The following is a 21,940-nucleotide window of genomic DNA, read 5'->3' as shown; positions in this document are numbered from 1 at the left end:
GCTCAATGCGCCTCCGGCCACGGGTTCACCAGCCGCTCGCCCTCGAACCGCATCTCTTCCAGATCGCCGAGAACCTCGAACCCCGGACGTTCGCGCAGTTCGGGCAGCATCGCCTCGGAGGCATAAAGATATTCCAGCTGCAGCGTGTTGGGGATGCGCAGCAGGCGGGCGCGGCGGATGTCCTCGGCGCCGCAGGTCTTGACCGCCGCCTGAATGGCGCTGCGGTCATCGGGCATGACCATGGGCATCTTGGCCTGAATCAGCACGGTGGAGGTCAGCGCATTGGCATAGACCGCCTCGCGGTCGAAGGCCGCTTCCAGCCGCGCGGTCACCACATCGGCGCGGGCCGCGCCATTGGCATTGCCGTTCGACCGGGGCGACAGTTCCAGCGCCGCCAGCCGCGCGATCTGCACCGTGGCATGGGGCGCCATCTTGGCCGAGGAGAAGCGGTGGATGATGTTGGGATCCATGCCGGTGCCGGAAAACTCCTTGCCGATCTGATCCACCACCAGCACGTCAAGCTGCCCTGCCGCCACCGGCGCGTCGACCGGACCCAGCGGCAGGCGCGGCATGTTGGCCATCGCCTCGCGCAGATAGGGCTGTTCCGCCTCCAGAAGCCTTTCGCTGTCCAGCACCACGACACGCGCGAGCTGGTCATAGGCGTTTTCCACCGTGCCCAGCCCGAACAGCACCTTGCAGCGGTCCAGCTTCATGCGGGCCATCAGGTCGACATAGACGGGCACCTCGTCGATGCCGCGCGAATGGCACTGTTCGGCGCCCGACTGCTTGCCGAGCCCGATGGACAGCATCTTGGCGAGCCCGCTTTCATTGGGCGCGCGGAACGAGGTATGCGGCTTGATCCGGTTGAACAGGATGATGCCGTCCGCCTCCTGCGCGTGGCGGTCCATGCGCACCGACATGCCATTGTCGAGCGTGCCGATTTCCACCGTGTCCATGGACGACCGGATGGGGCAGCCGATCACCGCTTCGGTGACGCCCAGCTTGGCCAGCAAGGCCGTCTGCCCTTCGGCGGTGGCACCGCCATGGCTGCCCATGGCGGGCACCACGAAGGGATGCGCGCCGCGCGCCGCCACCTCGGCCACAAGCGCCGTCAGCAGTTCGGGGAAAACCGCGATGCCCCGGCTGCCGGCGGTGATCGCGATGGACATGCCGGGCCGGATCTTGGCGCAGCAGGCGGCATCGGCCATGGCCTCGTGCACGGCGGCGGCGGGATCCTCGATCCGCGTGGCGGCAAAGCTCTGGCGGCAGAGGGCGATGCGCGGCAGGGGGGTGTTTTCCACCAGCTTCACGTAATTGGGTTTCTGTGCGTCCATCGGTCCGCTCCTTCAGCCGGTGACGCCGATGGGCCAGGGGGCGAATTCTTCCTCCCCCACGCCAAGGGCTTCGGATTTGCTTTTCTCTCCCGAGGCGATGGCGAGAATGCGGGCAAAGATCTCCTCGCCCATCTCGTCCAGCGTCAGGGTGCCGTCCACGATCTGCCCGCAGTTCACATCCATGTCCGAGGCCATGCGGTCGAACATCGGGGTGTTGGAGGCAAGCTTGATGGTGGGAGAGGGGTAGGAGCCGAAACAGGATCCGCGCCCGGTGGTGAAACAGATGAGATTGGCGCCCCCCGCGATCTGCCCGGTGGCGGAGACCGGATCAAACCCCGGCGTGTCCATGAAGACAAAGCCCTTTTCGGTCACCGGCTCGGCGTAGCGATAGACCTCCATCAGCCCGGTGGAGCCGCTTTTCTTGGCCCCGCCCAGCGATTTTTCCAGCACGTTGGCAAGCCCGCCCGCGTTGTTGCCGGGGCTGACCACGCCGTTGATCTGCGTGTCGCGGCCCTTGGTATAGTCCAGCCACCAGTCCATGCGTTCGACCAGCTTGCGGCCCACGGTTTCGGTGCGGGCGCGGCGGGTCAGCAGATGCTCCACGCCAAAGATCTCGGGTGTTTCCGACAGGATCGCCGTGCCGCCATGGCGGATCAGGATGTCGGCGGCGCGCCCCAGCGCCGGATTGGCGGTCAGGCCCGACAGCCCGTCCGAGCCGCCGCATTGCATGCCGATGGTGATATGTTCCGCCGAACAGGGCTCGCGCGTCACCTGATTGGCCTCGTCCAGCATGGCGCGCACCGCCGCCTTGCCTTCGGCGATGGCCTGCGCCGTCCCACCCAGATGCTGCATGGTCAGCGTGCGCAGCATCTTGCCCTCGGCAAGGCTCTGCTCCTCGAAGAACTGCAGCAGGTTGTTGCGCTCGCAGCCCAGCGAGACCACGACCGCGCCCGCCATGTTGGGATGGCGGATATAGCCCGCCAGCGTGCGGCGCAGCAGATCCATCGGCTCCCCGGTCAGCTCCATGCCGCAGCCGCTTTCATGGATGAAGGGGATCACCCCATCGACATTGGGCCAGTCCTCCATCCGCTCTTCGTCGAAGTAATTGGCGATCTTGCGCGCGACGGTGGCCGAACAGTTCACCGTGACGAACAGCCCGATGTAATTGCGCGTGCCGACCCGGCCATTGGCGCGGCGGATGCCCTGAAAGCTGGCGCGCTGCTCGGGCGGCAGGATCTCTGTGGGGACGTAATCGCGGCCAAAGGCGTAATCTTTTTCCACCGCGTCGAACCGGATGTTGTGGCTGTGCAGCCAGTCGCCGGGCGCCAGATCCTGCGCGGCATAGCCGATGACCACCTCGTATTTCAGGATCGGCGCGCCTGCCTGAATGGGGCGCGTGGCGATCTTGTGGCCCTGCGGCACATCCTGCGTCGTGGTCACATCTTCGTCGGGCAGGTGGGTTCCGGCGGGGATGTCGCGGATGGCGACAACGACATTGTCGCCCGCGTTCAGCCGCAGCGCCATGGGGCGCGTGGGCATGGCGGTGAGTGTGGTCATGGCGGATCCTCCCTTGATCGGCGCTCCCGCTGTCGAAACGGGGAATCGACAGTCCTCGCCAATCTGATATATCAGACATAGCAACCGGACAGGGAGGCTGCAATGCAGGATGTGTCGGCGCCGCGTGACCGCGAGACCGATCCCGATCCCGGGCAGGGGCTGGCCCGCCGCTTCGGGCTGGAAGAGGCCGCGCCGGGCCCGTGGGAGGATGGATCGGCCAGCAGCGCGGTCTATGCCGCCCTGCGCGCCCGCATCGTGCGGCTGGCGCTGCCGCCCGGCACGCCGCTGCCGCGCGCCGAGCTGGCGCAGACCTTCGGCGTCAGCCTGACGCCGCTGCGCGACGCGCTGCAGCGGCTGGCGGAGGAGGGGCTGGTGCAGATTTTCCCCCGGTCGCGCACGCTGGTCGCCCCCATCAACGAGGCGGGCGTGCGCGAGGCTCAGTTCATGCGCATGGCGCTGGAACGCGAAGTGGTGCGCCGTCTGGCAGGCGGCATGGAGCCCGCCGGTCTGGACCGGCTGCGCGCGATTCAGGCCGCGCAGGCCGAGGTCGCCGGCGATCCCGCCCGCATCGCGCAGTTTCAGGAACTGGACGAGCTTTTTCACACCGCGCTTTTTGCCACGGCGGGCCATCTGCACAGCCAGCGGCTGATGCAGAGCCGGGCCGGGCATCTGGACCGGCTGCGGCGGCTGTTCCTGTCCGATGACGGGCAGGAGAGCGGCCCGCCGCGCATGGATGCGGTGCTGCGCGGCCATGCCGAAATCATCGACGCGCTGGCGCGGCGCGATCCCGACGGCGCGGTGGACGCGCTGTCGCGCCACCTGCAGCGCACCGTCGACCGGCTCAGCGAAAAACGCGCGGCCTTTCCGCAGTATTTTGCCCCCGATCCGCAGGCGGCCCCGCGCCCCTGACCCACGCATCCAAGGAGGAGACCCCGATGCCATCCACCCCGCTCAAGAACGCCATGACCCCCGGCGCCCGGCTGCCCGGAATCTGGCTGTCGCTCTGTTCGCCCACCGTGACCGAAATCGCGGCGGGCAGCGGCGCGGACTGGCTGCTGGTCGATATGGAACATGCCCCCGCCGATCTGTCGCAGATCGCCGATCACCTGCGCGCGGCGCGCGGCGCCTCTGGCGACAGCGGGGCGGAGGTGATCGTGCGCCCGCCCTCCTCGGATCAGGTGATGACCAAGCGGCTTCTCGACATCGGCGTGCGCAACCTGATGTTTCCGATGATTCAGGATGCCGAGGCGGCGCGGCAGGCGGTGTCATGGACCCGCTACGCCCCCGAAGGCGTGCGCGGCATCTCTGCCACCATCCGCGCCAATGACTATGCCCGGCAGGGCGATTACCTGAGCCGCTATGCCGAGGAGCTGTGCCTGATCCTGCAGGTCGAAACCCCCGAGGCGCTGGCCAATATCGCCGAGATTGCCGCCGTGCCGGGGGTGGACGCGATCTTTGTCGGACCCGGCGATCTGGCCGCCGCCATGGGCTACCCCGGCCAGACCATGGCCGAGCCGGTGCAGCAGGCCATTGCCGAGGCGCTGGCGGCGATCCATGCGGGCGGCAAGGCGGCGGGAATCCTTGGTTATGGCGAGGCGGCGGCGCGGCGCTATTTCGAGATGGGTTTCGACTTCACCGCCATCGCGGGGGATGCGTGGATGCTGGCGCGGGAACTGGACGGGCTGGTGGCGCGGCTGGCGCGATAGCCGCGCCGGTCACATGTCCCGCGCGTTGTCGGTGACGCGCTGGCGCACCTGCAGCAGGTGATAGCCCATGGTCAGCTCCGCCGCATCGGGATCGCGGGCAAGGATCGCCTCGTAAATCTGACGATGCTCCCGCGCCACCTGATCGGCGCGGGACTGCGAGCCGGAGCGGGTGATGTCCTGCGCCACCTGGATCGTCTGTTCCATGGTCTCGCGGATGGCGGTCAGCATGGTGACGAAGACCTCGTTGCCGCTGGCCACCGCCACCGCCAGATGAAATTCGAAATCCGCGTCCCGGGCCGGGGCGCGGGCGCGCATTGCCGCTTCCAGCGCCTCCAGCGTCGCCTCGATCCGGGCCAGATCGCGCGGGCCCGCGCGCAGCGCCGCCAGCCGGGCGGTGGCCTTTTCCAGCACCGTCCGCGCCTCGATCGTGCGCATCAGGCCCGACACGCTGCCCGCGCTGGCATAATCGATCAGCCCCTGCGGCGGGCGTTTCAGCACGAAGGATCCGACCCCGCGCCGCGCCTCGACCAGACCGTCCTCCTGCAGCTTGCGCAGCGCGTCGCGCACCACCGGGCGCGACACCCCGAAGGCCGAGCAGATCTGGTTTTCCGAGGGCAGCTTTTCCCCCTGCTGCAGCGCGCCGCTGACGATCTGTTCAAGGATCTGGCCGTAAAGCTGGTCAGACAGCGACTTGCGCTTGCGGATGGTCAGCTTGGGCGTTTCCATGGTCAGGGGGTCATATCCGGCAGTCTGGCGGGTGGTGCCGGTCCCTTCTATCGGGGCTGTCGGAGCCATGCAAAGCCTTCCGCGTCTCAGTCCGCCCGCCCTGCCGCCTGTGCCGAGGCAAAGCGCAGCGCGGCGCAGGCGGCGCCATAGCCATTGTCGATATTGGTCACCAGCACCCCCGGCGCGCAGCTTGACAGCACGGAATCAAGCGCCGCGCGCCCGCCTGCCGCCACGCCATAACCGACAGAGGTCGGCACCGCGATCACCAGCCCCGGCACCAGCCCGGCCACCACGCTGGGCAGCGCCGCGTCCATGCCCGCAAACACGATGACCACCTGCATGCTGCGCAACTGGTCCTCGCGCGCCAGAAGCCGCCACAGGCCCGCCACGCCCACATCGGCGATCTCGGTCGCGGCAAGCCCGGAATAGGCCAGCACCCGCCGCGCCTCGGCGGCGGGACCGGCATCAGAGGTGCCCGCGCTGACCAGCGCCACCGCCGGATCGTCGCGCTGCGGCGGCAGGGCCCCAAGGATCGCGGTGCGCGACAGCGGGCAGTAATCCAGCGCGCCGCGCAGATCGGCGGGCAGGCCATCCAGCTGCGCGGGCAGCAGCCGGGTCAGCAGCAGGCGGCGGCCTTCGGCATGGGCGTCGCCGACGATGGCGGCGATCTGCTCGACGGTCTTGGGTTCCGCCAGCACCGCCTCTTCCAGCCCGATGCGGGACTTGCGGTCGCGGTCGAAGGTCACGCTGGGATGGCTGTCACGGGGGGCGGGACGGTCAGTCATGAAGAAAGGCGCTTCCTTGGCGATAGGGACGGAGGGTCAGGGGCAGATCGCCGCCACCATGGGGCAGACAGGCGGCCCGCGCCAGTGCCGAGAGCGCCTGCTGCCGGTCGGCGGAAAGCCCGGCCAGAATCGCGGCGTCCAGCTCCACCGCCAGTCCGGCATGGGTGCGGCGGCAGCGCAGGGTGACGGCGCCCAGATCGGCGCGCAGGGCCTCTTCGACCGCGTCGATCATGGCCAGATCGGCAGGTTCCACCCGCAGGCCGGTTTCGATCCGGCTGGCAAGGCAGGGGGCGGCGGGCAGTTCGGCGATCTCCTGCAGCCCCAGCGCGCGGGCCAGCGCGCGCACATCGGCCTTGGTCATGGCCGCATCGACAAAGGGATGGATCACGCCGCGTTCGGCGGCAGCGCGCAGGCCGGGGCGGAAATCGCCCAGATCGTCCAGATTGGTGCCCGCCGCCACGGCGCCCTGCTGCGCCAGATCCGCCAGCGTGCCGTAAAGATGGGTCTTGCAGTAATAGCAGCGGTCGACCGGGTTCGCGCGATACCGCGGATCCTCGAATTCGCCTGACGCGATCAGCGCCAGATCAAGCCCGCGCTCGGCGGCAAAGCGCTGCACGCGGGTCGTGGCGGCCTGCGGCACGGCGGGGGAGACGGCATGCACCAGCCGCAGCCCGGCGCCTGCGCGCGCCACCTGCGCCGCCGCCGACAGGCACAGGCTGTCCACGCCGCCGCTGACCGCGACGATCAGCACTTCGGGCGCGCGCAGCGCCGAATGAAGCGCGGGGGGCAGGGCGGTCATTCCGCCGCCTTGGGGCGCGCCGCCCCGGGGGAGAGATTGCCCAGAAGCCGGTCGCGCGACAGCACCAGATGGCGGCGCATCAGCCTGCGCGCGGCAGAGGCATCCTGCGCGCGGATCGCCTCGGCAATGGCGCGATGTTCCTCCGCCGCCTCGCGGCTGTCGCCGCCGCGTTCCAGCGCGCGCAGCCGCCCGGCCTCGATGCTTTCCTGCAGCGAGGCGCTGAGATAGTTGAACAGGCTCAGGTAATAGGCATTGCCGGTGGCCTCGCAGAGGGCGCGGTGAAAGCGCATGTCGGCCTCGACCCCGTCGCGGGCGTTTTCCGGGCTGTGGCGCTGCTGCGCCGAAAACCGCTCCACCGCCGCGTCGAGTTCCGCCAGATCCTCCGGCGTGCGGCGGGTGGCGGCGATGGCCGCCGCCTCTATCTCGACGCCAAGGCGCAGTTCCAGCACCTGCGACAGCTTCTGCAGGTTGGCCACATCGCTCATGTCGATGGCAAAGCCCATGCGCGGGCGGGTGCTGGCCACATAGGCGCCGCGCCCCTGCTGGCTGTGCAGCAGGCCCTCGGCCTTCAGCCGGGCCACCGCTTCGCGCACCACGCTGCGGCTGACCGACAGTTCCTGCGACAGCGCCGATTCGGAGGGAAAGGGGCTGCCCACGGCAAAGGCGCCGCTGGTCACGCTGCGCCGCAACGCATCGGTCACCTGATCGCTGAGCGTGGCGCCACGGGCCAGCGGGGCCGCGTTGCGCAGAATGTCGGTCATGGCCTGCCTCCTGTGCCCATGGCGGGGGTTGTGGGGTTCGCTGTCAATATGATGACCTTACATGCTCCGCACAAGCCAGAGAAATTATTCACATTTCACAGTGGCTTGGCAAGTGTCCTGAGAAAAATCCCAAAGATTGCCACCTGACCTGTATTTTAATTTGACAGGAAAGCCCCGGATGATCCAAGGTTCCGGCGACGGCACGCCGGTGCCGCAACGGGACGGAGGCGCGGGCTGAACGGTCATTTCGGGGAGGAGCCGGAAGCGACCGCCGCGCTTTGAAACTTACGGAACCTTTCGGGAGGAAAGACATGTCTGAGATTTTCAAGGTGGCGCGTGGCGCCGCGATGTCCGCGCTGATTCTGGCGGCAGGGACGGTCGGCGCCTCGGCGGCGGATTTTGTCATGGCCACCGGCCAGCAGGGCGGGTCGTGGTATCCGGTCGGCGGCGCCATCAAGGCCATCGTCGAACGCGAAGTGCCGGGCACCAGCATCACCGTCACCCCCGGTGCGGGCGTGGCCAATGTGGTGGGCGTGGATGGCGGCCGCTTCCCCATCGCCTTCGCCAACTCGATCTCCACCGTGGACAGCCTGAGCGGCAAGGAGCCGTTCCGCAAGGCCGCGACCAATGTCTGCAATCTGGGCGTGCTCTATCCCCAGTATTATCAGGTGGTGGCACTGGCCGATTCCGGCATCCGCACCGTGGCCGACATGAAGGGCAAGCGCCTGACCACGCAGCAGACCGGCAATACCGGCGAATTCCTGACGCATGAGCTGCTGTCGACCGCCGGCCTGACCTTTGACGATCTCGCCTCGGTGGCGCACACCTCCTATTCGGACAGCGCGTCGCAGATGAAGGACGGCCACGCCGATTTCTTCACGCTGGGCTCGTCGCTGCCCACCGGGTCGGTGATGGATCTGGCTTCGGCCCGCGACATCGTGCTGATCGACGTGGATGAAGAGACCTTCAAGCACTTCAAGGACCAGAACGCCGCGTTCCAGCTGCGCGACGTGCCCGCAGGCGCCTATCAGGGCTTCGACGAGCCGGTGCGCGCGATCAGCTATGACACCCACATGATCGCGGCCTGCGATTATGACGGCGAGATGGTCAAGGCGGTGCTGGCGGCGGTGGCCGACAACAACGACACCTTCGCCTCCATCACCAAGTCCATGGAAGGCCTGACGCTGGAGATGATGGCGACCGAGATCGGCGTGCCCTTCCACCCGGCGGCGAAGGAATTCTACGCCGAGCGCGGCGTCACGGTCGAGTGATCCGCAGCCCACAGGACTGAACGCGGCGGGGCCCTGACGGCCCCGCTGTTTGTCGCCCGGAAGATGGCCGGGCGGCCCAGACCGGCGCGCGGCGCCGACGGTCCCTGAGGCGCCAATGGGAGGACTGCCATGAGCCTGACTGTTTTCGACCGGAGCCTGCCCCTGATCGCGCGGATCACCCGCCTGGTCCTGATCGGCATGGCGCTCTGGCATCTGTATGTGGCCTTTGCCGGGCCGCCCAACCCCTATGTCATGCGCGGCGTCCATGTGGCGCTGGCCTTGGTGCTGATTTTCTTCACCGTGGACTTCAAGGGCCTGCCCATCGAGGTTCCGCGCTGGTATGACATGATCCTCGGTCTGATCGCCTTTTTTGCGGCGCTCTACCCCTCGCTCAACCTCGAATACATCTTTGCCCGCTTCCTTTATGTCGATCCGCTGGAAACGCGCGACATCGTGGTGGGCATCACGCTGGTCGTGCTGCTGCTGGAGGCGACGCGGCGGATGCTGGGGCCGGTGCTGCCCATCACCGCGCTGTGCTTCATCCTTTACGGGCTGATGTTCACCTCCACGCTGCCGAGCGTGCTGCTGGAACAGCTGTTCATGACCACCGAAGGCATCTTCGGCATCCCGATCGCTGTGTCCGCCACCTATATGGTGCTGTTCATCCTGTTCGGCGCGCTGGTCGAACGCATGGGCGTGGGGCAGCTGTTCATGGATTTTGCCGTGGCGCTGACCGGCAAGCAGGCGGGCGGCCCCGCCAAGGTGGCCTGCGTCACCTCGGGCATGTTCGGCTCCGTCTCGGGCTCTGCCGTGGCCAACGTGATGACCACCGGCACCTTCTCTATTCCGCTGATGAAGCGCATGGGCTTCAAGCCCGCCTTTGCCGGCGCGGTGGAGGCCGTGGCCTCGACGGGCGGGCAGATCATGCCGCCGGTCATGGGCGCTGCCGCCTTCGTGATGGCGGAATATCTGGGCGTGGGCTACCTGCAGGTCGCGGTTTACGCCATCATCCCCGCGCTGCTCTTCTATGTCGCGCTCTTTGCCGCCGTGCATTTCGAGGCCAAGCGCCGTGGCATCGGCGCCGTCCCCAAGGAAGACATGGTGCCGATGCGCAAGGTGCTGCGCGAACGGGGTCACCTGTTCCTGCCGCTTGTCGTCATCATCGGCGTGCTGCTGATGGGCTATTCGGCACCCTATGCGGCGCTCTGCGGCGTGATCTCGGTCGTGCCGGTGGCGGCGATGCGCAAGACCACCCGGCATTACGCGACCATCGACAACATCCTTGCGGCTCTTGAAGGCGGCGCGCGCAACGTGCTGTCCATCGCGGCGGCCTGCGCCTGCGCGGGCATCGTGGTGGGGGTCATCGACATCACCGGGCTGGGGCTCACCTTCTCCAACTTCGTGATCTCGGCGGCACAGGACCGGCTGGTCATCGCGCTGCTGCTGTCCATGGTGGCGGGCATCATCCTTGGCATGGGCATGCCCACCACGCCGGCCTATATCGTGCAGGTGGCGCTTCTGGTGCCCGCGCTGGTCAAGCTGGGCGTGCAGCAGGAGGCGGCGCATCTTTTCGTCTTCTACTTCGCGATCCTGTCGGCCATCACCCCGCCGGTTGCCATGGCGGTCTATGCGGCCAACACCCTCAGTCAGGCCAAGATCGTCGAGGCGAGCATCGCGGCGGTGAGGCTTGGCGCCACCGGCTTCATCGTGCCCTTCATGTTCGTCTATGAACCGACGATCCTGATGCAGGGCGATCCGCTGCGCATCGTCGTGGTGGTGGTGCAGGCCACGGCGGGGGTCGTGCTGCTTGCGGCGGCGCTGCAGCGCTACTTCTACGGCAAGCTCGCCTACTGGCAGGCCTTCGTGCTCTTTGCAGGCTCGCTGTGCTTCATCTATCCCGACTGGCGTGTCACGCTGGCAGGGGTGGTCTGTGCGGGCGCGGTCTATGCCTCGCAGACCCTCATCCAACCCAAACCCGCCACGCAGGCGGGGAAATGACCCCTCGCCCGCTCCGACCGGAGCGGGCAAAGATCCAAGCGTGAGACGGAGACCCTTCATGTCGCAGAAATCCACCCCCCCCGTGCGCAGCGGCGGACAGATCCTAGTGGATCAGCTTCTGATCCATGGCGCGGACACCGCCTATTGCGTGCCGGGGGAAAGCTACCTTGAGGTGCTGGATGCCCTGCATGACGTGACGGACCGTTTCACGCTGATCAATGCCCGGCACGAGGCGGGTGCCGCCGACATGGCCGAGGCTTATGGCAAGCTGACCGGGCGCCCGGGGATCTGCATGGTCACCCGTGGCCCCGGCGCCTGCCATGCCGCCATCGGCGTCCACATCGCCCAGCAGGACAGCACGCCGATGATCCTTCTGGTCGGCCAGATCGCGCGGGACACCACCGACCGCGAAGCCTTTCAGGAGGTCGATTACCGCGCCATGTTCGGCCCCATCGCCAAATGGGCGACGCAGATCGACGACGCGCGGCGCATTCCGGAATACATGGCGCGGGCCTTCCGCGTCGCGACCTCGGGCCGTCCCGGCCCGGTGGTCATCGCCCTGCCCGAAGACATGCTGACCGACCGCGTCGCGGTGCCCGACGCGCGGCCCTATGCCGCCACTGCCGCAGGCATCGTGCCCGCCGATCTGGACGCGCTGACCGCAGAGCTGTCCCGCGCCGAACGCCCGCTGCTGCTGCTTGGCGGGTCGGGCTGGGATGACGCGGCCGCCGCTGCCATCACCCGCTTTGCCGAAACCAACGGCATTCCGGTCAGCTGCTCGTTCCGGCGGCAGGACATCGTCGACAACCTGTCGCCGGTCTATGCCGGGGATTTCGGCACCTCCACCGCGCCCTCGCTTTACAAACGTCTGGCAGAGGCGGATCTGCTGGTGGTGATCGGCGCCCGGCTGGGCGAAATGACGACCCGCACCTATACCACGATGGACTCGCCCAATCCCGGCATCCGGCTGGTGCATGTCCATCCCGAGGCCGACGAGATCGGTCGCGTCTATTCCCCCGATCTGGGTCTGGCCTGCGCGCCCGCCGTGCTGGCCGAGGCGCTGGACGGCACCGATCTGGGCCGCAAGGACCAGTGGGCCGACTGGTGTGCGGCGCTGCATGGCGACTATCTGGCCGATACCGAGGCGCCCAATGGCGGCGACTGGCAGCTCGACATGGGCGTGGCCCTGACCCAGATCCGCGACAGCCTGCCCGATGACGTGGTGGTGACGCTGGATGCGGGCAACCATACCGGCTGGGCGCAGCGCTTCCTGCGCTTCGGACGGCCGGGCCGCATCGTCGGATCCACCTGCGGCGCCATGGGCTATTCGGTGCCTGCCGCCGTCGCCGCCTCGCTGCGCAATCCTGACCAGCTGGTGCTGTCCTTCGTGGGCGATGGCGGCTTCATGATGAGCGGCGCCGAGCTTGCCACCGCCGCGCAATATGGCGGGCGGCCCATCGTGCTGCTGTTCAACAACGGCACTTACGGCACCATCCGCATGCATCAGGAACGCGAGCATCCCGAGCGGGTGTCGGGCACCACGCTGCGCAATCAGGATTTCGTGCGCATGGCCGAGGGCTTGGGCTGTTACGCCGAACGCGTCACCCGGACCGAGGAGTTTGCTCCGGCCTTTGAACGCGCCCGCGCCAGCGGACAGCCTGCGGTGCTGGAACTGGTGACCGATCCCGAACAGATCTCCACCCGCACCACCATCACCGCGCTGCGCAAGGCGGCGCTGGCGAAACAGTCGGCCTGACCGGAGCGCCCATGACTGCCACCACCCTGACCAGACCCGAAGCCACCCTGCCTGCCGAGGTGCTGGCACAGATACAGCAGGTGGTGGGGGCGACCTATGTGACCACCCTTCCCGCCGACATGGCGGGGCGGGTGGCGGATCATCGCGGGCTCTATCAGGGGCACGCGCTGGCGCTGGTGCGTCCCGGCTCCACCGCAGAGGTGGCGGCGGTGATGCGTCTGTGCCATGCCGCCCGTCTGCCGGTGGTGCCGCAGGGCGGCAATACCGGGCTGGTGGGCGGCAGCGTGCCGCGTGATGCGGTGATCCTTGCCACCGACCGGCTGACCGCGATCCGCGACCGCGACCCGCTCAACTCCACCATGACGGTGGAGGCGGGCTGCCTGCTGCTGACCATCCAGCAGACGGCGGAAGAAATGGACCGGCTGTTTCCGCTTTCGCTGGCCTCCGAAGGGTCGTGCCAGATCGGCGGCAACCTTGCCACCAATGCGGGCGGCACGGCGGTGCTGCGCTATGGCACCACGCGCGAACTGGTGCTTGGGCTGGAAGTGGTGCTGCCCGATGGCGAGATCCTGTCGGACCTGACCGGGCTGCGCAAGAACAACACCGGCTACGATCTGCGCCATCTCTTCATCGGCTCCGAAGGCACGCTGGGGATCATCACCGCCGCCGTGCTGAAGCTGCATCCCAGACCCGCGCGCCGGGCGACGGCGATGGTGGGCTGCGCCGATCCCGAAGCGGCGCTTGCGCTTTATGACCGGATGCGGGCGCGCGATGCCGACAGCCTGACCACCTTTGAATATATCGACCGCACCGCGCTGCAGATGGTTGTCGATCACGGCCCCGGCTGCAGCGATCCCATGGCGGAGCGGCATCAGGCCTATGCGCTGGTGGAACTGACCGCCCCCGATCCCGAGGCCGATCTGGACGCGCGGCTGGAACATACGCTGGGCGCCGCGTTCGAGGCCGGGGACATTGCCGATGCGGTGCTGGCAAGCTCCGAGGCGCAGCGTGCCGCCCTTTGGGCGCTGCGCGAAAATCTGGCGGAGGTGCAGAAGGCCGAAGGCGCCTCGATCAAGCATGACGTGGCGGTGCCGGTGTCGCGGGTGGCGGAATTCATCGCGGCGGCGCGGCAGGGCTGCCTTGCGCTGATGCCCACGGCGCGGGTCTGCGCCTTTGGCCATTTTGGCGACGGCAACATCCATTTCAACCTGTCGCGCCCGCTCGACATGACGGATGCCGAGTTCCTGACCCGGACCGAGGCGGTCAACCGCGTGGTGCATGACATCGTGGTGGCCATGGGCGGGTCGATCTCTGCCGAGCATGGCATCGGGCTGACCCGCCGGGCCGAACTGCGCCATTACAAGGATCCGGTGGCGCTGCGGGTCATGGAAGGCATCAAGGCCGCCCTTGACCCGCTGGGGCTGATGAATCCCGGAAAGCTGCTTTAGGCTCAGATCGTGGCGACCGGCGTCACCGGTGAGCCGATGGCGCCGGGCAGGTAAAGCGGCGGCGCGGTCAGGAACACCGCGTGCCGCCCCCGCGCCTCAAGCGCCTGCGCCAGATCGCGGAAATCCCACAGCTCTGCCAGCGGCAGGCCCAGCTTGAACAGGCAGTGATGGTGCAGCGGCAGGCGCAGGCAGCAGGCCTGCGGGTCGGTATGGGGGTTCTCCACCGCGTAATTGTCGGCGGCGATGGCGGCGATGCGGCTTTGCGTGATCCAGTCCTGCAGGCTGGCATCAGTGCCGTCGAGCACGGCGCCGGTGCGGTCCAGCCTTTCGGGATCGGGCGCGTCCTGCATGTCGCGCAGCGCCTCGGCATAGCCGGTGCGCAGCAGCAGGATGTCGCCGCGGCGGATCTCCACCTGCTGCGCTTCCAGCACCTCCTCCAGATCGCGGCGGGTGACGATGCGGCGGTCCATGCCGAAATGGCGGACAAAATCCACCAGCACGCCGCGGCCCTGAATCGGGGTCTTGGCCATTTCGCAGACCGACAGGCGGCGCGCATAGGATCCGTGTTCGCCCTCGGCGCCCGCGCCCATCACGTCATGGCCGGGGCGGTGGCCGTTGTAATAGACCCGTTCGGCCACGCCATCGCCATCGGCATCGAACAACGCGCCGACATGGGCCAGCGAATCCCATTGCGTGGAATATTGCGTGGACAGCAGCACCTGATCGTCGCTCAGCACGTCGCGCAGGATCGGATCCACCTCTGACAGCGGGTAGTTGATATAGGGCACCTCGCCCAGCCGGGTGGGGGCCAGCACCGGCGGCTTGCGGCGCGGGTTCAGCACCAGCGTGCCGGGCAGATCCAGCGGCAGCGACAGGCAGAAGGCCTGCCCCTCGACAATCTCCGCCGCGGCGGCGCGGCGCTGGTCGGGGCCGATGTAATTCAGCGTGCCCAGCTGGTCGTCCGGGCCGAAATCGCCCCAGTTCGACCCTTCGGGCCGGTTCACCCAATGCGGCATGGCTCAGTTGTCCTCCGTGCTGTCGGCGGCGCGGGCAAGGCGGATCACCTCGGGCAGCATCCGCTCTGTCGCGGCGGCCTGTGCCTGCCGCGCCGCGTCCCAGTCATAAAACCCCCGCCCGGATTTGCGCCCCAGCTCACCCGCCGCCACCTTGCGGGCCAGCAGGTCGGGCGGGGTCTGGCGCGCGTCCAGATCGGGATACAGATACTCGGCGATCCGCAGATGCGTGTCGAGCCCGTTCAGGTCGCGCTGCAGCATCGGCCCGGTCAGCGCCAGCCGCACCCCCACCGACCAGCGGGTGACAAGGTCGATGGTTTCCGCATCGGCCACGCCCTGATCGATCAGGTGGAAACATTCGCGCATCAGGGCGTGCTGCAGCCGGTTGGCGATGAAGCCCGGCACATCGGCCTTCAGCACGGCAGGCATCTTGCCCGAACGCGCCAGCAGGTCGGCGGTGTCACGCATCACCTCCGCGCGGGTGGCGGGGCCGGGCACCAGTTCCACGGCGGGCACCAGATCGGCGGGGTTGAAGAAATGCGCGATGACAAAACGGTCGGGATGGCGCAGGTCGCGGGTCAGGTCCGCACTGGCCAGCCCCGAGGTGTTGGAGGCGAGGATGGTCTGCGGCGCAAAGCGCGCCTCCAGATCCGCAAGCACCCGGCGTTTCAGGTCCAGCAGTTCCGGCACCGCCTCGATCACCAGCCGCGTCGCGTCCCAGTCCGGGCCCAGATCGCCGACCTCGACCACCAAGCAGGCGGCATCCCCCAGCACGGCCCGCGCCGCGTCGCGGGCTTCGGCGGAAGGATCGACCAGCGCCACCTGCCAGCCCGCGTTCAGGAAATGCCGCACGATGCGCGTGCCCATGATGCCCGCGCCGATGACCGCAAGACGATCCATGTAAATCTCCTCCATCATATTGGTTGACAAGATAACTGGCTTTGTATGATTTGCAATGATTATCACAGAGGGAGAGCCGGGGACCGTGACCCGGCGAGGAGACAGACCGTGACCGCACTTGCGAACTTCTTTACGCGGATCGTGAACCGCTACATGCCCGACCCGCTGGTCGTGGCGATCCTGCTGACCGCGCTGACCGTGCTGATCGCCATGCTGGCGCAGGGCACCGGCTTTCTGGAAGCGACCCGCTACTGGGGCGACGGCTTCTGGAACCTGCTTGCCTTCACCATGCAGATGACCGTGATCCTGCTGGCGGGCTACATCCTTGCGCGCACCCCGGCGGTGGACCGGCTGATGGACATGGTGGTGTCGGGCATCACCACGCCGCGCGCGGCGATCATCGCCGCCACGCTGTTCGGCGGCGTGGGAAGCTGGCTCAACTGGGGCTTCGGTCTGGTTCTGGGCACGCTGATCGCGCAGAAACTGGGGCGCAAGGTCGAGGGCCTGCATTACCCGCTGGTCATCGCGGCGGGCTATTCCGGCTTTGCCGTCTATGGCGTGGGCCTGTCGGGATCGGTGCCGCTGCTCATCAACACGCCCGGCCATTTCCTTGAAGAGACGATCGGGCTGGTCTCGCTGTCGGACACGATCTTTTCGCCCTATCTGCTGACCATGAACCTGATCCTGCTGGTGACGCTGCCGCTCTTCAACGCGATGCTGCACCCCAAGAACCCCGCCGACGTGGTCCGGGCCAAACCCGCCCCCGAAATCGCGGCAGAGCCCGCCGCCGACCCGGCCGAACGCACGCTGGCCGAGCGGCTGAACCGCTCGCCGGTGCTGGGTGTGGGCATGGGTCTGTTCGGGCTGTTCTATGCCGCGCTTTATCTGGTCGATGGCGGCAGCATCACGCTCAATTTCGTCAACCTGCTGTTCCTGTTCCTTGGCGTCACGCTGTTCGTCACGCCCGCGCGGTTTCTGGCGGCGCTGAATGACGGGGTGAAGGTGGTGGGCGGCATCATCGTGCAATACCCGTTCTATGCGGGCATCCTTGCCATTCTGGCCGGATCCGGGCTGATCGTGACCTTCTCCAACTGGTTCGTGTCCTTCTCCACCGCGCAGACGCTGCCGATCTGGTCGTTCCTTTCGGCGGGGATCATCAACATCCTCGTGCCGTCGGGCGGCGGGCAGTGGGTCATTCAGGGCCCGGTGATGATGGCAGCGGCCAAGGAGCTGGGTGCCTCGATCCCGGCCACGGCGCTGGCGGTGCAGATCGGCGACCAGTGGACCAACATGGTGCAGCCCTTCTGGCTGCTGCCCGCGCTCGCCATCTCGGGGCTGAAGCTCAAGGATCTGATGGGCTACATGGTGCTGGTGCTGCTTTATCTGGGCGTGGTGTTTCTGGCCACGGTCACTCTCTGGGGCATGATGGGAGCCTGAGATGCCATACATGATCGAAACATGGGACAAGCCGGATCACGGCGCGCTGCGGCTGGATCTGCGCCCCGCGCATCTGGACTATCTGGAGCGGCACAAGGCGCTGCTGCTGGCCTGCGGCGCCAAGCTGGACGAGGACGGGCAGGCGGCGAGCGGCGGGCTTTACCTGCTGGACGTGGACAGCCGCGCCAAGGCGCAGGCCTTCATCGAAGGTGATCCCTTCTTCGCGGGCGATCTGTTTGACCGGGTCACCGTCACCCGCTGGCGCAAGGCCTATCTGGACGGGCGCAACACACTGGACGAGGGCTGATGCTGTATCATGTGACCATGACCGTGACGCTGCCGCCGGACATGGATCCGGCGGAGGCCGAGGACATCAAGGCGCGGGAAAAGACCTATGCGCAGGATCTGCAGGCGCAGGGCATCTGGCGGCATCTGTGGCGCGTGGTGGGCGAATATCGCAATGTCAGCATCCTTGACTGCCGCGACAACGCCCATCTGCACGAGGTGCTGAGCAGCCTGCCGCTGTTTCCGTGGATGCAGATCGAGGTGACGCCGCTCTGCCGGCATCCCTCCTCGATCCGGGAGGGCGACCTGTGAGCGGCTTCAGCCGCCGCGCGGCGGTGGTCACCGGGGGCGCGGGCGGCATCGGCGCGGGCATCGCGGCGCGGCTCGCTGCCGACGGCTTCCGCGTCATCGTGCTGGATCAGGCAGAGCCTGCGGCGCAGGTCGACCGGTTCCATGTGGTGGATCTCTCCGATGCGGCGGCGGTGCAGGCGCTCTGCGCGCGGATCGCCGCCGAGGAAGAGGTGACCTGCCTTGTCAACAATGTGGGCATCGTCTGCCCCGCGCCGCTGGAAGAGGTCGATCCCGCCGATTTCGACCGCCTGCTGCATGTGAACCTGCGGCCTTCGATCCTGTGCGCGCAGGCCTTCCTGCCGGGGATGAAGGCGGCGGGCGGCGGGCGGATCGTGATGAACACCAGCCGCGTGACGCTGGGCAAGGAACGGCGCACGCTTTACTCCGCCAGCAAGGGGGCGGCGCAGTCCATGGCCCGGACTTGGGCGCTGGAACTGGGGCCGCATGGCATCACCGTCAACTGCGTGGCGCCCGGTCCCATCGGCACCGACGCCTTCTGGCGCAACAACCCGCCCGACGCGCCGCTGACGCGCGAGATCATCGACCACGTGCCGCTGCGCCGCGTCGGCACGGTAGAGGATGTGGCCAATGCCGTGTCGTTCTTCTGCGCGCCCGAAGCGGGCTTTGTCACCGGCCAGACGCTGTTTGTCTGCGGCGGCGTGACGGTGGGCTAGGCCCGGGCGGCCCGGCGGTGACGCCGGGCCGAAACGGTGGTCAGGCCGCCACATGCTCCTGCAGCAGGGCGGCAAACCGCGCGGGCTGTTCGACGCAGGGCAGGTGGCCGGCTTCGGCAATCTCGACAAACCGGGCGCCGGGGATGGCCTCTGCTGTGGCTTTCACCAGCGCGGGCGGGGTCGAGGCGTCGCCCTCGCCCACCACCACCAGCGTGGGCTTCGCGATGCGCGCCAGATCGGCGGTGTAATCGGCATCGCGGATCGCCTCGCAGACCTGCGCATAGCCTTCGGCGGGGGTGCGTTCCAGCATGGCGCGCCACATGGCGAAATCCTGCGTGTCGCGATAGGCGGGCACGAACCAGCGCTGCAGGATCATGTCCCCGATCGAGGCGATGCCCTGCGCCCGCACCGTGTCGATGCGCGGGTTCCAGATCTCGGGCGAGCCGATCTTGGCGGCGGTGTCGGACAGCACCAGATGCGTCATAGCACCCGCGCGGCGCAGCGCCAGCCGCTGCATGATGAGCCCGCCCACCGACAGGCCGACGCCGACAAACTGCGTGATGCCGTGATGGTCCAGCAGCGCCTCCGCGTCATCGGCCAGCGTCTCGATGCTCAGCGTGTCGCGCGCGGCGCTGAGGCCGTGGCCGCGCTTGTCCATCCGCAGCACGCCCCATGTGTCGGGCAGCAGCGCCACGACCCGGTCCCAGACCCGCAGGTCGGTGCCAAGCGAATTGGCAAAAACCAGCGTGGGGGCGTTGCCCGTGGCGGGGCGGTGGCCGTGGAACAGGCCGTCAAAGGTGGTGAAGCTTTCCATGGGAACTCCTTACAGCGGGGTGTCATCAAGGCAGGACAGCAGCAGCGCCAGCGGCGGGCTGTCCCGGTCGGTCTGATAGACCAGCGAAATGTCGGCGGTCACCGTCAGCCCGTCGAGCGGTTTGTAGACCACGCCTTCCAGCTGCACATGGCGGATCGCCTCGGGCACCACCGCCACCCCCAGCCCCGCCGCCACGAGGCTGACGATGGAGGCGAATTGCGGCGAGCGCTGCACGATGTCGGGCGTGATCCCGGCGCTGGCGCAGGCGCGGTGCATCGCGGCGGAAAAGCCGGAATTGGGCGGCAGATGCGTGGCGATGAACGGCTCGCCCTTCAGGTCGCGCAGCGCCACGGGCAGGCCGGGGGCGGCCAGCGGGTGATCCTCGGGCAGGGCGATCCACAGCGGTTCGGCGCAGAGCGTGCGCGTGGTCAGGCTGGCGGGCAGGTCGGGGAAGGGCAGGCGCACGATGCCCGCATCCAGATTGCCCGCCGCCACCTCGGGGATGGAGCGGTCCAGATCCATCAGCGTCAGCTGCAGCGTGGTCTGCGGCGCCCGTTCGCGGTAGCGGCGCACCAGCCGGGTCAGCACGCCGTTATAGGCGGCGGCGCCGATATATCCCAGCGCCAGTTCGCCGATCATGCCGCGCCCGACGCGCAGCGCCACATCCTGCGCGCGTTCGGCATGGCGCAGCACCGCGCGCGCCTCTGGCAGCAGCAGCGCGCCCGCCGTGGACAGCGCCACCCGCCGCCGCGTCCGGTCGAACAGCAGCGCGCCGATCATTTCTTCCATCTGCTTGAGCTGCAGCGTCAGCTGCGGCTGCGAAATGCCCAGCCGTTCGGCGGCGCGGCCAAAATGCAGCTCTTCGGCCAGCGTGACCAGCAGCTCGTAATGTCGAAGCGTCAGCATGACCAATCACTCTGGGCCGTTTATCCTGCTGGCTTATAAGACGCGGCGGCAACAGGGGCCAGCCCCGCGACCGGGGTTCCGGGGTCCGGCGCCGGAAATTCCCCCTCTGCGGCGGCGGGTTGCACTCTTTTCATTTTGCTGAAACTTTCAGCAAAAATCGGGGGATGTGATGTTTCGAGCGTTCCGGGGTCTTGGCCCGGCAGTGGCGCGGGTGCCGCCGGTGGAGGCGCTGCGGGCCGGGCTTGGCGCGGTGTTCGGGCTGGGGGTGACGGGGCTGCTGGTGCTGTCGCCCGTGGCCGACCTGAACCTTGGCCTTTATCTGGTCGCGCCCTTCGGGGCGAGTTCGGTGCTGCTGTTCGCGGTGCCCAACAGCCCGCTGGCGCAGCCATGGTCGGCAATCGTCGGCAATATGGTCGCGGCGCTGGTGGGCGTTGCCGTATGCCTGCTGGTGGAGCCACCAGTGGCGCGGGTCGCGCTGGCGGTGGGGCTGGCGGTTGCCGCGACCATGCTCTGCCGCGCGGTGCATCCGCCCGCCGGGGCGGTCGCCATGACCGTGGCGCTGAGCCCCGAGGCGGTGGAGCGGCTGGGGTTCTGGTTCGCGCTTGCGCCGGTGGGGGTGGGCACCGTCACGCTTGTCGGGCTTGCCGCGATCTATGCCCGGCTGACCGGGCGCCGCTATCCCTTCCGCCAGTTCGAGGCACCCAATGACCGGGGCACCCGCGATGCCGATCCCGTGGCCCGGCTGGGCCTGACGGAGGCGGAACTGAGCCGGATTCTGGACCGCTACCGCCAGTCTTTCAACCTTGGGGTCGAGGATCTGGCGCGGCTGATCGGCGCGGCAGAGCTGCAGGCGGCGGCGCGTCAGACCGGCCCGGCCCATGCCGGGGACATCATGTCGCGCGATCTGGTGACGGTGCGGCCCGACACCCGCCTTGCCGAGGTGGCGGATCTGTTCCGGCGCCACCGTTTCACCTCGCTGCCGGTGGTGGGACCGCAGGACCGCTTTCTGGGGGTGATCTTCCAGATCCACCTCATCACCCGGGCGCGCGAGGATGCGCTGCGGCTTGACCGGGGCTTTGCCCCGGCGCTGAAGCGGCTGCTGGACCGGGGCCGCGCCCGTCCGGTCCGGGCGGAGGAGATCATGAGCGTCGCCGGGCCGCGCGCAACGCGCGCCACCCCGGTTGCGGCGCTGCTGCCGATGATGGCCGATGGCGGCGTGGATGCGGTGCCGGTGCTGCAGCGCGACAGGCTGGTGGGCATCGTCACGCGCACCGATCTGATCGCGGCGCTGGCCCGGACCAGCGTGCGCGGCAGCTGAGGCAGGGGCGCAAATCAGGATCGGGCGGAAATCTGCCGGCCCCGGCTTTCGCGACGGATCCGGATCGACAGCCGTGCCACAGTGCCGCAAGCCTGCCCCTG

General features: G+C 68.1%; 21 protein-coding genes. 11 read left to right on the top strand and 10 right to left on the bottom strand.

The genetic code is table 11. The annotated features are described in order from the left end of the window. Window positions 1-2: 2 nt before the first annotated feature. Together BLR51_RS06100 and BLR51_RS06095 are read right to left on the bottom strand one after the other, a co-directional pair. The gene (locus tag BLR51_RS06100; protein ID WP_089845008.1) at window positions 3-1,334 is read right to left on the bottom strand and encodes a nickel pincer cofactor-dependent isomerase, group 22; all 1,332 of its coding nucleotides are present in this window, start codon (window positions 1,332-1,334) and stop codon (window positions 3-5) included. A 12-nt stretch (window positions 1,335-1,346) separates the two neighbouring features. Next, the gene (locus BLR51_RS06095; RefSeq protein WP_230796157.1) at window positions 1,347-2,891 is read right to left on the bottom strand and encodes a D-arabinonate dehydratase; all 1,545 of its coding nucleotides are present in this window, start codon (window positions 2,889-2,891) and stop codon (window positions 1,347-1,349) included. A gap of 102 nt (window positions 2,892-2,993) precedes the next feature. Between BLR51_RS06095 and BLR51_RS06090 the strand changes: the two genes are divergently transcribed. Further along, a complete protein-coding gene (locus BLR51_RS06090; protein ID WP_089845006.1) occupies window positions 2,994-3,800 on the top strand; it encodes a GntR family transcriptional regulator in 807 nt (268 codons plus the stop codon). A gap of 26 nt (window positions 3,801-3,826) precedes the next feature. Continuing rightward, window positions 3,827-4,597: an HpcH/HpaI aldolase family protein gene (locus tag BLR51_RS06085; protein WP_089845004.1), complete on the top strand. Its 771-nt coding sequence runs from the start codon at window positions 3,827-3,829 to the stop codon at window positions 4,595-4,597. A gap of 9 nt (window positions 4,598-4,606) precedes the next feature. Here BLR51_RS06085 and BLR51_RS06080 read toward each other — a convergent pair whose 3' ends face one another. Genes BLR51_RS06080 through BLR51_RS06065 form a run of 4 tightly spaced genes read right to left on the bottom strand, consistent with a single transcriptional unit; the run spans window position 4,607 to window position 7,668 of the window. Then, window positions 4,607-5,392, bottom strand: a complete 786-nt coding sequence (locus tag BLR51_RS06080; RefSeq protein ID WP_242656651.1) for a FadR/GntR family transcriptional regulator — start codon at window positions 5,390-5,392, stop codon at window positions 4,607-4,609. 17 nt (window positions 5,393-5,409) lie between these two features. Next, on the bottom strand, window positions 5,410-6,108 hold the full coding sequence (gene larB, locus BLR51_RS06075) for a nickel pincer cofactor biosynthesis protein LarB (protein ID WP_089845000.1): 699 nt from the start codon (window positions 6,106-6,108) through the stop codon (window positions 5,410-5,412). Then, window positions 6,101-6,907 carry an ATP-dependent sacrificial sulfur transferase LarE gene (larE, locus tag BLR51_RS06070; protein WP_089844998.1) on the bottom strand — a complete coding sequence of 269 codons (807 nt, stop codon included), beginning with the start codon at window positions 6,905-6,907 and terminating at the stop codon, window positions 6,101-6,103. The genes larB and larE overlap by 8 nt, the downstream gene beginning before the upstream one ends. Then, window positions 6,904-7,668 carry a FadR/GntR family transcriptional regulator gene (locus BLR51_RS06065; protein ID WP_089844996.1) on the bottom strand — a complete coding sequence of 255 codons (765 nt, stop codon included), beginning with the start codon at window positions 7,666-7,668 and terminating at the stop codon, window positions 6,904-6,906. The genes larE and BLR51_RS06065 overlap by 4 nt, the downstream gene beginning before the upstream one ends. A 311-nt stretch (window positions 7,669-7,979) precedes the next feature. On the opposite strand from BLR51_RS06065, the gene BLR51_RS06060 reads away from it, so the two are divergent. From BLR51_RS06060 to BLR51_RS06045, 4 genes are all read left to right on the top strand, one after another. Continuing rightward, window positions 7,980-8,939 carry a TAXI family TRAP transporter solute-binding subunit gene (locus BLR51_RS06060; RefSeq protein ID WP_089844994.1) on the top strand — a complete coding sequence of 320 codons (960 nt, stop codon included), beginning with the start codon at window positions 7,980-7,982 and terminating at the stop codon, window positions 8,937-8,939. Window positions 8,940-9,068: 129 nt separating this feature from the next. Next, window positions 9,069-10,937 carry a TRAP transporter permease gene (locus BLR51_RS06055; RefSeq protein WP_089844993.1) on the top strand — a complete coding sequence of 623 codons (1,869 nt, stop codon included), beginning with the start codon at window positions 9,069-9,071 and terminating at the stop codon, window positions 10,935-10,937. A 58-nt stretch (window positions 10,938-10,995) separates the two neighbouring features. Further along, window positions 10,996-12,693: a thiamine pyrophosphate-binding protein gene (locus tag BLR51_RS06050; RefSeq protein ID WP_089844991.1), complete on the top strand. Its 1,698-nt coding sequence runs from the start codon at window positions 10,996-10,998 to the stop codon at window positions 12,691-12,693. 11 nt (window positions 12,694-12,704) lie between these two features. Next, window positions 12,705-14,141, top strand: coding sequence for an FAD-binding oxidoreductase (locus tag BLR51_RS06045; protein WP_089844989.1), 1,437 nt, complete (start codon window positions 12,705-12,707; stop codon window positions 14,139-14,141). Between the two features lie 2 nt (window positions 14,142-14,143). On the opposite strand, the gene BLR51_RS06040 is transcribed toward BLR51_RS06045, so the two are convergent. Further along, window positions 14,144-15,157 carry a cyclase family protein gene (locus tag BLR51_RS06040; RefSeq protein WP_089844986.1) on the bottom strand — a complete coding sequence of 338 codons (1,014 nt, stop codon included), beginning with the start codon at window positions 15,155-15,157 and terminating at the stop codon, window positions 14,144-14,146. A gap of 3 nt (window positions 15,158-15,160) precedes the next feature. Then, window positions 15,161-16,054: a 3-hydroxyacyl-CoA dehydrogenase family protein gene (locus BLR51_RS06035; protein WP_089844984.1), complete on the bottom strand. Its 894-nt coding sequence runs from the start codon at window positions 16,052-16,054 to the stop codon at window positions 15,161-15,163. A 108-nt stretch (window positions 16,055-16,162) separates the two neighbouring features. Here BLR51_RS06035 and BLR51_RS06030 point away from each other — a divergent pair, with 108 nt between their 5' ends. From BLR51_RS06030 to BLR51_RS06015, 4 genes are read left to right on the top strand one after another with little or no spacing between them, the layout of a single operon-like run. Further along, window positions 16,163-17,491 (top strand): short-chain fatty acid transporter, encoded by a 1,329-nt coding sequence (locus BLR51_RS06030; protein ID WP_089844982.1) that lies wholly within the window; start codon window positions 16,163-16,165, stop codon window positions 17,489-17,491. Window position 17,492: 1 nt separating this feature from the next. After that, window positions 17,493-17,798: a YciI family protein gene (locus BLR51_RS06025; RefSeq protein ID WP_089844980.1), complete on the top strand. Its 306-nt coding sequence runs from the start codon at window positions 17,493-17,495 to the stop codon at window positions 17,796-17,798. After that, window positions 17,798-18,088 (top strand): muconolactone Delta-isomerase, encoded by a 291-nt coding sequence (gene catC / locus BLR51_RS06020; protein WP_089844978.1) that lies wholly within the window; start codon window positions 17,798-17,800, stop codon window positions 18,086-18,088. Before BLR51_RS06025 ends, catC begins: the two co-directional genes overlap by 1 nt. Next, entirely contained in the window at window positions 18,085-18,801 is a 717-nt protein-coding gene (locus BLR51_RS06015; protein ID WP_089844976.1) for an SDR family NAD(P)-dependent oxidoreductase, read from the top strand. The genes catC and BLR51_RS06015 overlap by 4 nt, the downstream gene beginning before the upstream one ends. Before the next feature lie 40 nt (window positions 18,802-18,841). Here BLR51_RS06015 and pcaD read toward each other — a convergent pair whose 3' ends face one another. Together pcaD and BLR51_RS06005 are read right to left on the bottom strand one after the other, a co-directional pair. Beyond that, window positions 18,842-19,615 (bottom strand): 3-oxoadipate enol-lactonase, encoded by a 774-nt coding sequence (pcaD, locus tag BLR51_RS06010; protein WP_089844974.1) that lies wholly within the window; start codon window positions 19,613-19,615, stop codon window positions 18,842-18,844. 9 nt (window positions 19,616-19,624) lie between these two features. After that, on the bottom strand, window positions 19,625-20,521 hold the full coding sequence (locus BLR51_RS06005) for a LysR substrate-binding domain-containing protein (protein WP_089844971.1): 897 nt from the start codon (window positions 20,519-20,521) through the stop codon (window positions 19,625-19,627). Window positions 20,522-20,690: 169 nt separating this feature from the next. Between BLR51_RS06005 and BLR51_RS06000 the strand changes: the two genes are divergently transcribed. Beyond that, window positions 20,691-21,839: an HPP family protein gene (locus tag BLR51_RS06000; RefSeq protein ID WP_089844968.1), complete on the top strand. Its 1,149-nt coding sequence runs from the start codon at window positions 20,691-20,693 to the stop codon at window positions 21,837-21,839. Window positions 21,840-21,940: the final 101 nt, after the last annotated feature.

Source organism: Salipiger marinus (assembly GCF_900100085.1).
GTDB classification, from domain to species: Bacteria; Pseudomonadota; Alphaproteobacteria; order Rhodobacterales; family Rhodobacteraceae; genus Salipiger; species Salipiger marinus.
The sequence above is the reverse complement of the archived record's forward strand: the minus strand, read 5'-3'. Positions and strand labels throughout refer to the sequence as shown.